Source organism: Ferrimonas futtsuensis DSM 18154 (assembly GCF_000422645.1).
Taxonomy (GTDB): domain Bacteria; phylum Pseudomonadota; class Gammaproteobacteria; order Enterobacterales; family Shewanellaceae; genus Ferrimonas; species Ferrimonas futtsuensis.
The window spans coordinates 20,165-32,599 of sequence record NZ_KE383896.1 but is presented as its reverse complement, the minus strand read 5'-3'; the positions used below and the strand labels follow the sequence as shown (position 1 = coordinate 32,599).

At 58.4% G+C, this 12,435-nt stretch carries 14 protein-coding genes; 7 read left to right on the top strand and 7 right to left on the bottom strand.

What is annotated here, in order from left to right; genetic code table 11:
• Positions 1 to 19 precede the first annotated feature (19 nt).
• On the top strand, positions 20 to 361 hold the full coding sequence (locus tag G505_RS0117840; RefSeq protein ID WP_028110764.1) for a hypothetical protein: 342 nt from the start codon (positions 20 to 22) through the stop codon (positions 359 to 361).
• Here the strand turns inward: G505_RS0117840 and G505_RS0117835 are convergent.
• Positions 353 to 958 carry an outer membrane beta-barrel protein gene (locus G505_RS0117835; RefSeq protein WP_028110763.1) on the bottom strand — a complete coding sequence of 202 codons (606 nt, stop codon included), beginning with the start codon at positions 956 to 958 and terminating at the stop codon, positions 353 to 355. The two genes, G505_RS0117840 and G505_RS0117835, sit on opposite strands and share 9 nt — an antisense overlap.
• 249 nt (positions 959 to 1,207) lie before the next feature.
• On the opposite strand from G505_RS0117835, the gene G505_RS0117830 reads away from it, so the two are divergent.
• The 3 genes from G505_RS0117830 (at position 1,208) to G505_RS0117820 (ending at position 3,513) form a co-directional block, all read left to right on the top strand.
• The gene (locus G505_RS0117830; protein ID WP_028110762.1) at positions 1,208 to 1,747 is read left to right on the top strand and encodes an outer membrane beta-barrel protein; all 540 of its coding nucleotides are present in this window, start codon (positions 1,208 to 1,210) and stop codon (positions 1,745 to 1,747) included.
• Between the two features lie 65 nt (positions 1,748 to 1,812).
• Complete coding sequence (locus G505_RS0117825) at positions 1,813 to 2,397, top strand: MliC family protein (protein ID WP_028110761.1); 585 nt, start codon at positions 1,813 to 1,815, stop codon at positions 2,395 to 2,397.
• Positions 2,398 to 2,580: 183 nt separating this feature from the next.
• Positions 2,581 to 3,513, top strand: a complete 933-nt coding sequence (locus tag G505_RS0117820) for a DUF2167 domain-containing protein (RefSeq protein ID WP_245568399.1) — start codon at positions 2,581 to 2,583, stop codon at positions 3,511 to 3,513.
• A 78-nt stretch (positions 3,514 to 3,591) separates the two neighbouring features.
• Here G505_RS0117820 and rihA read toward each other — a convergent pair whose 3' ends face one another.
• Complete coding sequence (rihA, locus tag G505_RS0117815; protein WP_028110759.1) at positions 3,592 to 4,527, bottom strand: pyrimidine-specific ribonucleoside hydrolase RihA; 936 nt, start codon at positions 4,525 to 4,527, stop codon at positions 3,592 to 3,594.
• 179 nt (positions 4,528 to 4,706) lie between these two features.
• Positions 4,707 to 6,266 (bottom strand): SulP family inorganic anion transporter, encoded by a 1,560-nt coding sequence (locus tag G505_RS0117810; protein WP_028110758.1) that lies wholly within the window; start codon positions 6,264 to 6,266, stop codon positions 4,707 to 4,709.
• A gap of 374 nt (positions 6,267 to 6,640) precedes the next feature.
• On the opposite strand from G505_RS0117810, the gene G505_RS0117805 reads away from it, so the two are divergent.
• The 3 genes from G505_RS0117805 to rssA all read left to right on the top strand — a co-directional run bounded on the left by G505_RS0117805 (position 6,641) and on the right by rssA (position 9,714).
• Complete coding sequence (locus tag G505_RS0117805; protein ID WP_028110757.1) at positions 6,641 to 7,585, top strand: helix-turn-helix transcriptional regulator; 945 nt, start codon at positions 6,641 to 6,643, stop codon at positions 7,583 to 7,585.
• The gene (locus G505_RS0117800) at positions 7,569 to 8,705 is read left to right on the top strand and encodes a helix-turn-helix transcriptional regulator (protein WP_028110756.1); all 1,137 of its coding nucleotides are present in this window, start codon (positions 7,569 to 7,571) and stop codon (positions 8,703 to 8,705) included. Before G505_RS0117805 ends, G505_RS0117800 begins: the two co-directional genes overlap by 17 nt.
• Before the next feature lie 67 nt (positions 8,706 to 8,772).
• A complete protein-coding gene (rssA, locus tag G505_RS0117795; RefSeq protein WP_028110755.1) occupies positions 8,773 to 9,714 on the top strand; it encodes a patatin-like phospholipase RssA in 942 nt (313 codons plus the stop codon).
• Positions 9,715 to 9,758: 44 nt separating this feature from the next.
• Here the strand turns inward: rssA and G505_RS0117790 are convergent, their stop codons facing one another.
• Genes G505_RS0117790 through G505_RS0117775 form a run of 4 tightly spaced genes read right to left on the bottom strand, consistent with a single transcriptional unit; the run spans position 9,759 to position 12,431 of the window.
• Entirely contained in the window at positions 9,759 to 10,109 is a 351-nt protein-coding gene (locus G505_RS0117790) for a rhodanese-like domain-containing protein (protein ID WP_028110754.1), read from the bottom strand.
• Between the two features lie 5 nt (positions 10,110 to 10,114).
• Positions 10,115 to 10,336, bottom strand: a complete 222-nt coding sequence (locus G505_RS0117785) for a YgaP family membrane protein (protein ID WP_028110753.1) — start codon at positions 10,334 to 10,336, stop codon at positions 10,115 to 10,117.
• Positions 10,337 to 10,366: 30 nt separating this feature from the next.
• Positions 10,367 to 11,650 (bottom strand): hypothetical protein, encoded by a 1,284-nt coding sequence (locus tag G505_RS0117780; protein WP_028110752.1) that lies wholly within the window; start codon positions 11,648 to 11,650, stop codon positions 10,367 to 10,369.
• Between the two features lie 4 nt (positions 11,651 to 11,654).
• The gene (locus G505_RS0117775) at positions 11,655 to 12,431 is read right to left on the bottom strand and encodes an outer membrane lipoprotein-sorting protein (protein WP_028110751.1); all 777 of its coding nucleotides are present in this window, start codon (positions 12,429 to 12,431) and stop codon (positions 11,655 to 11,657) included.
• Positions 12,432 to 12,435: the final 4 nt, after the last annotated feature.

Below are 12,435 nucleotides of genomic sequence, written 5' to 3'. Positions count from 1 at the left end.
CTGCCGCCACGAGGGTTCTATGGAGCGTCTGTTTTCCTATATCGGTGCCACCCAGGGTTGGCCCAGTCCAGTGAGCCTGGAGGGCACCGCCCATCGCCTGATTGACCATGACGATGATCTTGCCGAAGTCAGGGTAAAGGAGAGCCTGTATCGGTTCAGTAATGGGGTCGAGCTGCTGTATCGCTGCGAGCAGGAGCAGCAGCAATCTGACGATCAACTCTGTGCCGAGTGCTGGATAAGTTATCAAGTGCTCAACAACAACGGCTTCGCCATCACCCCCAGCCAGAAGAGCTTCTCCAATGTCTGTCAGCAGCGGTTCTGGCTGAAGATGCAGGCGGGCCAGCAGAGGCCATCAGAATGACAGACTGAAGCCGATGTTGGCCTGGCCCTGCCACCAGAGATCGGTTTTAACCCGCCAGACGCACCCTTCATCCTGACAGATGAGGCTGCCGCTGGAGTCGGTGAAGGTGGCCATCCCCCGCAGTTCGGCAAACAGCGACAGGGTTGGCGTCAGCCGATAATCCAGGCCGGCACCGACGCCCAGTGAGAATCGGGTGTCGTTGGAGCCGGACTTGGGGCGAAACTGGGTCAGGCCCAGGCTGCCGGTGACATAGGGGCTGAAGCCGTTCTGGGGGTAGTAGCGACTGCCCCCCAGGTGCAGATAGTCCACGTCAAGCTGGTCATCGGTTCCCTGGCCGGGAACCAATTGACTGAAGCGGGTGGATTGATGGCTGTAGAGCAGGAACAGGGTGCCGGTGTCATCCACCTGGGTGCCAAGCATGATGCCGCCATGGCCGGCTTCGTCGATGCCCAGATTGAATTCGTCGCCATTGTCGCTGCGGCTGAGTTCAATATCGCTGGTGCCAAAGCTGTAGCCGGCAAAAGGGGCGATAAAGTGCTCGGCATGAGCGTTGGCCGATGCCAGCATCAGCAGAATGAAAGTGGATAGCCTGTTCACGGTAACTCTCCTGTTCCATCAGGGGCATTATCTACTCTAAATCAAACGCTCTGCTTAAAAAACGTCAGTTTATCAATCTGGTTCAGATATTGGGTTGAGTCAAGTTGGTGATCTTGTTGGCCTTTTTTACTCGGCTGTTAAAAACTCATTGAGATGAGTTAGTTGCAAGTGTATTCATGAGTGTTTGTTGTTCGAGCGGTAGCAATTTCGAATGGCATACATTCCAACCAACAAGAAAAGGACGTAGGAATGAAGCACGTTGTTGCTGCATTGTTGTTGAGTTGCCCACTCTGGGCCCAGGCGGCTGAGCCGAGTCATCAATTTGAAGTCCAAGGGGAGTTTGCCAGAATTCAGGAGCTTCGCGGCGAGTCTCCGGACGAGGAGCTGGCGTTTCAGGGGTACATTGGCTACCAATACCTGCTGAATGAGAACTTTGCCCTGGGCATCGACTACCTTGCCGGAGGTGGCATGGACTTCGATTTACTGCTGGGCATCGATGATGGCAGTTTTAACTATTCCGCCTGGGAACTGACGGCGCGGGGCACCACCTGGGTGAGTCAGCGCAACGCCCTCTACGCCACTCTTCGGGCGATTCAGTATGACTATGATGTAGAGACCTCAGAAGGGCGCAGGCTGTGGGATGACAGCGGTTTGGGTGGGGGCATGACCCTAGGTTGGCGCTACCAGTTTGATATGGGGTTGGGCCTCGGGGTCAGCGCCAGTTACCGAAAACTGGGCAGTGACACCGAACTGGTCAGCTTCGGCTATAACCTCAGCTACCGCTTCTGACGTCAAGGAGGAGTGCCTCTGTGTGGTAGGCTTAGAGCACTCCTTCATTTTGTATCCCGGGTTCTATGAGACACCTGCTGACCTCCTCTTTCTGTCTGGCCTTGTGCGCCTGCAGTGCTGCGCCCTCCTCGCCTAGTTTTCCCTGTGACGCCGCCGGGCTCTCCGGCATTGAGACATTGATTTGTCAGACCCCGGAGCTGGCACAGCTGGATACTCAGCTGGAGCGGGTGTATGCCGCTGCAGTGGCTGAGTCTAAGGAGTCTGACATCTTGCCTGCGTATCAACGTGGCTGGATCAAGGGACGCAATGACTGCTGGAAAAGCGACGATCCCCAAGGCTGTGTCAGAGAGAGTTACCGGACCCGAATCAGTGAGCTGCAAGCCCAGTATCAATTGCTGCCTGCTTCGGCCAGTGCGGACTTTCTCTGTGGTGGGGGAAATGAGCCCCTGTCTGTGTCTTTTTATCCCAGCCTGATTCCTACGGCCCAGGTGAGCTTTCGCCAGCAGAGCAGCCTGATGTTCCAGCAGCCCGCCGCCAGTGGCAGTCGTTATCAGGGGCAGAATGAGAGCTACTGGGAACACCATGGTGAGGCAAGTCTGGTATGGGGCTTTGGGGCCGAGCCGCTGACCTGCGTTCAGGCCCAACCTTAAGCCTGTCTTGTTTTTTTTGAGACCAGATCTGTGACCCTGGCGCCAGCCCAGGGTATTGAATTTGTGTATATTGCCATCTCAAACATAGATGCACATGCGACTTTGCCTGTGCAGGATCCGGCTGCGTAAGTTTCAGGGCTTCGCTTAGAGATCGGACAATTTCCCCCTTTACAAGGAAGCATGATGAAACAGCTTTTTGCCGCCGGCCTGTTGGGCCTGGCGTTGCCACTGACCCTGCCGGCCATGGCCGCAGACCCACAACCGCAGAGCGACGCCGACGAGCAGCCTCAGCAGCAGGTGCTGTCTGAGGAGGAGCAGTACTGGGCCTGGGCCAAAGAGACCTGGGAGTCTCTGGACAAACGCACCGGGGAGATCTCCCTCGATGGGGCACCCGCGACCCTGCAAGTGGGCGACGAATTTTACTTCCTTGGCCCTGATGATGCGCAGACGGTGCTGGTGGATGTGTGGGGCAACCCTCCGGGTCAAAAGCCTCTGGGCATGCTGTTTCCTGCCGGAGTGACCCCTTTCGACGCCGAGTCCTGGGCGGTGACCATCGAGTATGAAGAGGATGGGTATGTGTCCGATGAGGACGCCGCCAAGATTGACTACAGTGAGCTGCTGACCCAAATGAAGCGCGACACCAAGGAGGAGAGCGAGTACCGGGTCAAGGAGGGCTATGACCCCATTGAGCTGGTGGGCTGGGCCTCAGAGCCCTATTACGACCAGCAGACCCATAAGCTGCACTGGGCCAAGGAGATCCGATTTGGCGAGGCGGAGCAGCACACTCTGAACTACAACATCCGCGTCCTGGGCCGTCAGGGCGTACTGGTGCTCAACTACATCGCCGACATGGGCCAGAAGCCGGAGATCGATGCCAACCTGGATACGGTGATGGCGATGACCAAGTTTAATCCAGGTAACACCTATGATGAGTTCAATCCGGACATCGATGAGGTGGCGGCCTATGGTGTCGGCGCCCTGATCACCGGTAAGGTGCTGGCGAAAACCGGCTTTTTGGCGGTGTTGATGCTGTTCCTGAAAAAGGGCTGGATCTTCATCCTGGCCGGCCTCGGGGCGGTGGGAAAAAAGCTGCTCGGCAGAAACAAGCAGGGGTGATCAGCCGGTAAGTTCACTACCACCTTGCGGTAATTAAAAAAGGGGCCTTTTGGCCCCTTTTTAGTGCTCTTTCGCGGCCTAGCCGTAATGTTTCAGTTTCTCGGCCAGCAGATCCACAAAACCTTCGCGATTGAGGCCGGTAACCACGGTGGTGTTGGCGGGCTTGCCGCTGAGCTGATAGTAATCCACCACGGTCATTCCCTGAGTGTATTCCCCCCGGGTCTCGACGCCGACCCAGCAGTCCCGGGTTTCAAACAGCTCTGGGGCCACCAGCCAGGCGATGGTGCAGGGGTCATGCAGCGGCGCGCCGGTAAAGCCCCACTTGGGGTCCCTGTGGTAGATCATAAAGAAGTCCAGCAATTCGGCGACGACCTGGGCAATGGGGTTGTCGATGGCGCGGATGCGTTCGATGTCTTCGTCCATGATCTGTGCCTGGTGGGTGACTTCCAGGCCGCACATGGTGATGGGGATGCCGGACTTGAACACCATGTCCGCCGCTTCCGGATCCACATAGATGTTGAACTCCGCCGCCGGGGTCCAGTTGCCCAGGGTGGCGGCGCCGCCCATCAGCACAATGCGGTCTATCTTGGCGTGCAGTTCCGGGTGACTGGCCAGCAGCAGGGCGACGTTGGTCAGGGGGCCTGTGGGGACCAGGGTCACCGGCTTGTCGCTGGCTGCAATCTTCGCTGCCATCAGTTCTACGGCGTTGATCGCCTGAGGTTCGAAGCCAGGATCTGGCAGTTTGGGGCCGTCCAGGCCGGATTCTCCATGAACGTTGTCGGCGATGATCAGTTCCCGTGACAGCGGTTTCTGGGCACCTCCGGCGACAGGAATCTCTTTGCGGTCCAGCAGGGTCAGCAGGCGCAGAGCGTTATTAAGGGTTTTGTCCGGGGTCTGGTTGCCTGCACTGGTGGTCACTGCAAGTGGCGTCAGTTCGGCACAGGCCAGGGCAAGGATCAGGGCGATGGCATCATCATGACCGGGATCGCAATCGAGAATAAAAGGTCTGCCCATGGGGTCTCCTGAGATTGGGCCGCACAGCGGCTGCTAGGTTGAAGGAGACACGCTATCACGGGGATGGCGTGGGAACCATGATAGTGTCGGTGAACACCACTACTGATGGGTGAATCACGTTTGCCCTAAACGCAGTGCGCCGCAGACAGGCTGCGGCGCACACCAGGAGCAGGTCGGGATTACCCGCCCAGGTCATCCACCGCCACCTTATAGGTGGGGTCTTCAATGACGTTCACTTCAACCAGGTTACCGGCCTTCTGCAGCAGGGTGCGGCACTCGTTGGAGAGGTGGCGCAGATGCAGGTGTTTACCCAGTTTCATGTAGCGCTCGGCCAGGGTGTCGATCGCCTCCAGCGCAGAGTGGTCACAAACCCGGGAGCCACCAAAGTCGACGATCACCTCGTCAGGGTCGTTGTTGGCATCAAACTGCTCGAGGAAGCTGGTGGTGGAGGCGAAGAACAGCGGGCCGTTTACCAGGTAGATCTTGCGACCAAAGTTGTCCTCTTTGCTGTTGATGGCCATGTGGGTGGCGTGCTCCCAGGCAAAGCGCAGGGCGGCGACAATCACACCCACCAGAACGGCAATGGCCAGGTCGGTGGCCACGGTGACCGCAGACACCAGCACAATCACAAAGGCGTCGGAACGGGGTACCTTGCGCATGATGCGGAAGCTGGACCACTCGAAGGTGCCCAATACCACAATGAACATCACGCCGACCAGAGCCGCCAGAGGGATCATCTCAATCAGATCACTGGCGAACAGGATGAAGGCCAGCAGAGCCACCGCGGCGGTGAAGCCGGAGAGACGGGTGCGGCCGCCGGAGTTGATGTTGATCATGCTCTGACCAATCATGGCGCACCCACCCATGCCACCAAAGAAACCGGTGACCACGTTGGCCACGCCCTGGCCAACACACTCGCGATTGCCCTGGCCGCGAGTCTGGGTCAGTTCGTCCACCAGAGTCAGGGTCAGCAGAGATTCGATCAGACCGATGGCTGCCAGAATCAGGGCGTAGGGCAGGATGATGATCAGCGTCTCCAGGCTGAAGGGCACCATGGGGATGGCGAACTCAGGCAGGCTGCCGGAGAGGCTGGCCTGAGGGTCGCCGGTCATGTTGCGCACGAAGTCCACCACGGTGCCGGTTTCGATGCCGGTCAGATGCACCAGCCCGGTGACGGTGACGATGGCCACCAGGGAGGAGGGCACGGCGGTGGTCAGTTTGGGCAGGAAGCGGATGATCGCCATGGTGAGCACAATCAGGCCGAGCATGGTGTAAAGCTGCTCTCCACGCATCCACACCATGTCACCGGCGGCGTCGGCGATCTTAAATTGACCCAACTGGGCCAGGAAGATCACGATCGCCAGACCGTTGACGAAACCCAGCATCACAGGGTGGGGAACCAGACGAATGAACTTACCCAGCTTTAGGGCGCCAGCACCGATTTGAATCAGTCCCATCAGCACCACGGTGGCAAACAGGTACTGCACACCGTGCTGAGCCACCAGGCTGACCATGACCACCGCCAGCGCGCCGGTGGCTCCGGAAATCATACCGGGGCGGCCACCGATGATGGAGGTGATCAGGCCCACCATAAAGGCGGCGTAGAGGCCAACCATAGGTTCAACACCGGCCACAAAGGCAAAGGCGACGGCCTCGGGGACCAGGGCCAGAGCCACAGTCAGGCCTGAGAGAATGTCCGCCTTGGCCGAGGCATCCGGGTTGCTTCTGAGCTCAAACATCGGTTGGTACTACCCCCAAGTGATCTATTGCACATTAAAAAGCCGCGAAGTCTGACAGCTCGGGGAAGGATAGTCAAAGAAAATTGCATTTTTGTTGGCTTTGCCCAGTAACGTGGTCAATACGCCCGGATATCACTGTTTTTAACCTTTGAGGCCGGGCTGTAGGCGGATTCCTTGTGTTCAGAAACAATTTATCTAAGGCATTTGTGCCGACAATTCCCCATTTAATCCTTGGATTAGAAGGGGTAATACGAAGCATCTGCTGTCTTTGGTGGAGTGACCAGATTTTGGCGGTGGCCGGCAAATTGACGCTGGTGGTTGATTTTTAAGTTGTTTACGCACATTTTAAGGGAAGTTCATGGAGGAATGATTAGGTGATCACCAAGCTGAATCCCCTGATACGGAAATTTTATCTCACCGGGCTGAATGAGGCGCTGTGGCAACAGTGGCTGAGTGAACTGACCGAACTGCTGCCCTGTTCATCCATGGCACTGGCCGTGGTGGAGCAGGAAGCAAAGTTTCCGGTGTTGCTGTGCTGCCATGGCGGCCTGTCTGCCGACGCTCGCCCCAATCTCAGCGCCTTTATTCAAAGGGTGGACGAGGGGCTCCCCTGTGCCGAGCGTCATGGCCCGGCGGGCTGGTTCTGCGAACCATCGACTCCCTATGGCCTGTGGCTGTGGACAGATGAAGCTCTCTGGCACAGCCCGGAACTGGAACTGCTGTGGCCTCACCTGTGTCAATGGAGCAAAGTGCTTTATGGCCATGGCCGCGAGCGCCCGTATCTGCTGATGCCCTCCCACATCGGCGCAATCATCTGCTCCTCCCAGGGGCAGATCCGCTTCTGCAATCAGGACGCCGAACGACTGATCGGCGAGGTTGACTCACTTCCTGAGCCATTGGCCGTTCTGTTTAGGGAGGTGATGGCGGGGGGCTGCAGTTACTGGAGTTCCGCGCGTTTGAGTGGCCGGGAGCTTCAGATTTTGGTGTACCCACCTCAGCAGGAGGAGGTACTGGTGCTCCTCCGACAACCCGATCAGGGGCGAGCCTTCTCTGCCGATTACTTTATGGCGTTGTACGAGCTGTCGCGAAAGGAAGCGCTGGTGGCGGTGGAGTTGGCTCAGGGGTATCTGCCCCAACAGATAGCCCGGAGACTGCATGTCGGTGAGAGTACCATCAGAACTCACATTCGGAAGATTCTTCAGAAAAGCGGCAGTCGCAACCTGAATCAACTGATGGTGAAGGTGCACGTCGGCCTCAATGGCCTGGAGTGGAGCGCACTGCACCGCCGCAGGGAGATGCCGGATGCCCAGGCTCAGTGATCAGACTATCAATGAGCTGATCGTGACCCTTTACCAGGGGGTGATTCACGGCGGTCATTGGGAATACTGGCTGGAGCAGTTGCTGGAGGGCAGCGGGTCCAACGCCGGATGGGTGACCCTGGTGGACCGTCAGAGTCTGCGTGCGGACAGCCTGGCGGACGTGGGTTTTGAAGGGATCCCGGATTACAACGCCTATTTTCATGAAAAGGATATTCTGGCCGAAGCCCTGATGGAGTCCGAATCTCTCGAGGAGGGGCACTTCTACTGCTCCCAGGAGGCGGTGGACTATGGGGCCTATCTCAATTCGGAGATCTACAACGACTTCAACCGTCACCATGGCATTGCTCATGTCTGTGGGGGCTACGCCTCCCTGCCGGGCAGTGACAAGGTGTTCAGGCTCTCCTTCTTCCGGGACAAGGACCAGGCGCTGTTTACCCCTGAACATGTGCGCCGGCTGGATCTGTTGATGCCTCACCTGACCCAGAGCCTGCAGATGGATGAGCTGAGTCGGTATCACAGGCTGCCCAGCCGATCGCCGTTCCGCCACCTGGACGAGATCGGGGTGGGGGCCCTGGTGTGTGACCGTCAGGGCCGGGTGCACTATCTCAATGGCGAGGCGGAAACATTGCTGCTTGAGAGTGGGTTGGCCCGAGTCTCCTCGGGGCAGTTGCTGCTTAAGGGCGAGCAGGGCCAGAAACGGTTGCTGGAGGCGTTGAATCAGGCGTGCGGCATTTTGGATATTCGCAGCATTCCACAGGTTGCCCCGATTCGCATCGGTGAGGAATCTCAGGGAGTTGAACTGCTGGCCAGGCCCTGGTGCGCCGCCTCCCACAGCTTCGAGGACGCCAGCCTCAACGCCCTGGTGCTATTGAGAAACCCGGAACGATTCCGCCACCTGAATCTCAGCCTGTTGCAGCGCCAAATGGGACTGTCCGGGCGTGAGGTGGAGGTTGCTCAACTCGTGGCCAGGGGGCTGGACGCCCGATCCATTGCCCACGAGTGCTTTGTGGCTGAGACCACGGTACGAACCCATATCCAGGCGCTGTTGCGTAAATTCGGTGTACGCAGCCAGCAGCAATTGATCGCCAGGCTGCACGATCCTCTGCTGACTCTGGCCTGAACCTGTATATGGTGCTCCAGTGTGTAAGTCGTTATTCTAACTTCATACTCCCTAACTGGATTGCTCTATGTCAGATGTGAAGATTGGTGTTGCCCTGGGCAGCGGTGCCGCCAAGGGGTGGGCCCATATTGGTGTGCTGCGCGGCTTGGCTCGCATCGGCATTCTGCCGACCCACGTGGCGGGGTGCTCCATCGGCGCCTTTGTCGGAGCCGCGTATGCGGCGGGTAAGCTGAATGAGCTGGAGCAGTGGGTTCGAGGATTCTCCAGCTGGGATGTGATGGGCTTGCTGGACATCACCTGGCGCCGAGGTGGGCTGGTTTCCGGAGAGAAGGTGTTTCAGGCGGCCAGTGACGCGATGGGGATCAGTGACATCACCGAACTGGAGAAACCCTTTATTGCCGTGGCCACCGATCTCTATTCCGGCCAGGAGGTGTGGCTGGACAAAGGGTCATTGTCAGACATCGTCCGGGCAAGTTGTTCCATTCCTGGATTGATGGAGCCCAAACGCATCGGCCAGCGCTGGCTGGTGGACGGTGCCGTAGTCAACCCGGTGCCGGTGTCCGCCTGTCGTTCTTTGGGGGCGGACCTGGTGATTGCGGTGGACCTGCACGGAGATGGCCGCCATGGCTCGTCGGAGCCGGTTCGAATGACTGAGGTCGCTCATGTGCCCGAGGAGGAGGAGCCTCAGAAGGAGAGCGGCTTCATGGACCTGTTGGCAAGCGGTAAGGAACTGGTCAATGATCTGGCTGACCGCTTTACCTCCACCACCATTCAGCAGCCCAACATGCTGGCGGTGATGCACCAGTCCATGGAGATCCTGGAACAGAGGCATAAGCGTGCCCGGCTGATGGGGGACCCGCCGGAGGCGCTGATTCTGCCCAGGGTCGGCGACATCAACACCATGGAGTTCCAGCGGGCCGGAGAGGCGATAGCCGCCGGGGAGGAGGCGGTGCTCCGGGTGCGCCACCTGATCGAGGCGGAACTGGATCGCTTTGTTCGCCAGAACTAACAAAAAGAGGACCAGATGGTCCTCTTTTTTCATGCCGGTTGGGCTCAGTGTCCGCTTTCCAGCATCTCCTGGAGGCCGCCGCCGTTGTATACCTTCTTGAACCCTTGATTTTTCAACACTTCCTGGGCAATGCCTGAACGGCGGCCACTGCGGCAGTAGACCACTATGGGTTGATCCTTGGCCAGGCCCAACAAGGCGATCTCTGCACCAATCACGTCGTAGGGGATATTGATTGCCCCTTTCAGGCGGCCCTCGGCGTATTCGCCCGGGCTGCGTACATCGATGATGACGGCTTCGTTTTGGCGAATCTGCTGCCAGGCTTGGTGGGCGCGCTCACTGGCGACGGTCAGGGTGCTGCTCAGCAGCAACAATACGGCAATCAGGGTTCTGAGCATCTGTCCTATTCTCTGGTGGCTAACTCTTTTTCTGTCGGCATCCCCAGCTTCTTCATCACCATGGTGGCCGGGCACAGCCCGGTGAAGGAGGATTGGATTAGGTTAACACCGATGAAAACGGTGAACCAGAAGAAGAGCGGGTGGACCCAGTGGGTCAGGGCGACGGATACCAGCACCATGGTGCCGGCAAAGGTCATGGTGGCGCGCTCGGTGGAAAATCGACTCATGGAAAACTCCTTTTAATGGTGTTATCTCGATTAGTAGTAATATCTCAGCCTGATCCAGGCGTTGCTGTTGTCATCCAACTGGCCGAAGAAGGTGTGTTGTTCGCGGCCATTCATCAGGTTCAGGCCACCGCTCAGCAGCCATTGATCGTTGGGACGGTAGTTCACCTGGGGCTTCAGATAGAAATCCCGGTCCGTGGGTGAGTAGAAGCTGAACAGGCTCAGTGTCAGCTTCTCCTGCATCGCCCGGTAGGTGAGCCGCAGAGTGACCAATTGACGATTTTGATCGGCGCCATACTCTGGACTGGGCAGGGAGAGCAGGTAATCCTGATAGTGGCGGATATGCTCCAGATAGTACTGCACCGAGCCTGTGAGATGGGTGACCAGCTCGGTTTCATAGCCCAGCAGGGCCAGTACCTTGTCCTGAGGGGCAGAAACGCCGCTGCTGTCTGCATCCAGACTCAGGTGATAGGCGGCTTCGGCATTGAGCAGCCCGCCCATGACGGGCAGGCGTGCACTGGCGCCGTAGGCGTTGAGGCGGGCGTGTTGCGGCCTACCCTGGGGGTCGGCGCCCAAAGGCTGTCCGGTGTAGCCCCAATAACCGTACAGGGCATACTCGGCTCCCTGATGAGCCCAGTAGAGCCGGGCCGAGGCGGCGTCGTCACCGGGTTCATCGGCACGCTTGTCAGGGGCAACCTTCTGGCCACTGATGGGGTCAAAATAGGAGAAGCGCTCGCCGTTAAGGTAGTTGTCTGCCTCGAACCTGGGCATATACACCAGATCCAGGTTGACGTTTTGGCCATACCAACTGCCCTTGATGGCGTTGACCGGTGCCTTGAGATACTCATCGTCCTGTCCGGAGAAGAACGCCTGCCAGTCCTTGGGAAACAGGTCATTGAGGAACAGGTAGTCACCTGTCCCCCAGGTGAGAACCTGCCGGCCCACTTTAAGGTGGGCGTCGGCGCCGACATCTGTGCCCAGGGTCAGTTCGCGAGCATCAAAGACCCACTGGTCAACGGCATCATCATAGCCCAGGTCCAGCCGCAACTTGCCCTGAAGATTGTCGCCGCGATAGCCGGTCTCCAGACGCCCCAAAGCCTGAGACAGGGTAGGTCCATCCAGACCGGTCGCATCGGATTGCAGGCGGGTGCCGTACCCCAGCTCCAGGTAGCCGGACAGCGGTTGCCAGGGTGAGGCGATCTGTTCCGCCCAAGGGTCGTCACCCCACTCCGTTCCCCACTCCTCGTCCGAGGCCGGTGAGATGGTGGCGAAAAGGCTGAGACCTATGGCTGCGGTCAGGGGCAGTAACCGGGTCATTGTCTTACCTTAAGTACTTGACCGGAGGCTGACGCATGCTGCGCTCCGAGAACACTGAATCCGGTAGGCCCAGATCGTATTGAACGCCGCGGAATTCCATCAGGGTGTAGCCGCCGGAGGCGAGATCACTGATTTTCGAACGCAGCACTGTGGGGTGCCCCTGAATGGTCTCTGTCTTAACCGTTTCCACCCGGCGATAGAGCTCCCCCTGCTTGTCCTGATACTCCACCTTGGTGGGCAGCCAATTGCCCTTGTCCACCCACACCCGGTAGCTGGAAAACTCCACCGAATCGGGCGTCTTGGGTCTGGCCTCAATCAGGTAGTGGCTGTCACTCTCCTCAATCAGGGTAAAGCTGTCCTCCTTGAGGTTGCGTCCGGAGACATCCTCATAGAAGAAGTGGCTGCCGACAAAGGAGGTGCGTTTGTCCCCGGCACTGATTCGTTTGAGCAGATCCAGCCCTGGAAGGTAGAGCCAGCGGTCGTCGTCACTGGTGACCTTCTTTTCCACCCGGAACACGGTGCCACGGACATCGGAGGGGCGGGAGAAGAACACCAGCATCTGCTGGTCGCCGCCCTTTTCCAGAGTGCGGCGCAGCAGGGAGAACTGACGGGTCTGCTTTCGTCCCTGGGCATCCACGATGATCATTCTGGCCTGGCTTCGACCGTCATCTCCGGCGTAAAAGGAGGCCAGGTTGGCTTTTTCCACCACCTCATCGGCGGTGATGGCCATCACCTGCAGGCTGATGAGTGATGAGGCAATCAGGGTAAACAGGGATCGCATGGCT

What these genes read in the sequence shown, in the direction of transcription:
- G505_RS0117785 (WP_028110753.1), bottom strand. Translation starts at nt 10,336, where the DNA reads ATGAGTCGATTTTCCACCGAGCGCGCCACCATGACCTTTGCCGGCACC.
- G505_RS0117790 (WP_028110754.1), bottom strand. Translation starts at nt 10,109, where the DNA reads ATGCTCAGAACCCTGATTGCCGTATTGTTGCTGCTGAGCAGCACCCTG.
- G505_RS0117840 (WP_028110764.1), top strand. Translation starts at nt 20, where the DNA reads ATGGAGCGTCTGTTTTCCTATATCGGTGCCACCCAGGGTTGGCCCAGT.
- rssA (WP_028110755.1), top strand. Translation starts at nt 8,773, where the DNA reads ATGTCAGATGTGAAGATTGGTGTTGCCCTGGGCAGCGGTGCCGCCAAG.
- G505_RS0117830 (WP_028110762.1), top strand. Translation starts at nt 1,208, where the DNA reads ATGAAGCACGTTGTTGCTGCATTGTTGTTGAGTTGCCCACTCTGGGCC.
- G505_RS0117780 (WP_028110752.1), bottom strand. Translation starts at nt 11,650, where the DNA reads ATGACCCGGTTACTGCCCCTGACCGCAGCCATAGGTCTCAGCCTTTTC.
- rihA (WP_028110759.1), bottom strand. Translation starts at nt 4,527, where the DNA reads ATGGGCAGACCTTTTATTCTCGATTGCGATCCCGGTCATGATGATGCC.
- G505_RS0117820 (WP_245568399.1), top strand. Translation starts at nt 2,581, where the DNA reads ATGAAACAGCTTTTTGCCGCCGGCCTGTTGGGCCTGGCGTTGCCACTG.
- G505_RS0117800 (WP_028110756.1), top strand. Translation starts at nt 7,569, where the DNA reads ATGCCCAGGCTCAGTGATCAGACTATCAATGAGCTGATCGTGACCCTT.
- G505_RS0117810 (WP_028110758.1), bottom strand. Translation starts at nt 6,266, where the DNA reads ATGTTTGAGCTCAGAAGCAACCCGGATGCCTCGGCCAAGGCGGACATT.
- G505_RS0117825 (WP_028110761.1), top strand. Translation starts at nt 1,813, where the DNA reads ATGAGACACCTGCTGACCTCCTCTTTCTGTCTGGCCTTGTGCGCCTGC.
- G505_RS0117775 (WP_028110751.1), bottom strand. Translation starts at nt 12,431, where the DNA reads ATGCGATCCCTGTTTACCCTGATTGCCTCATCACTCATCAGCCTGCAG.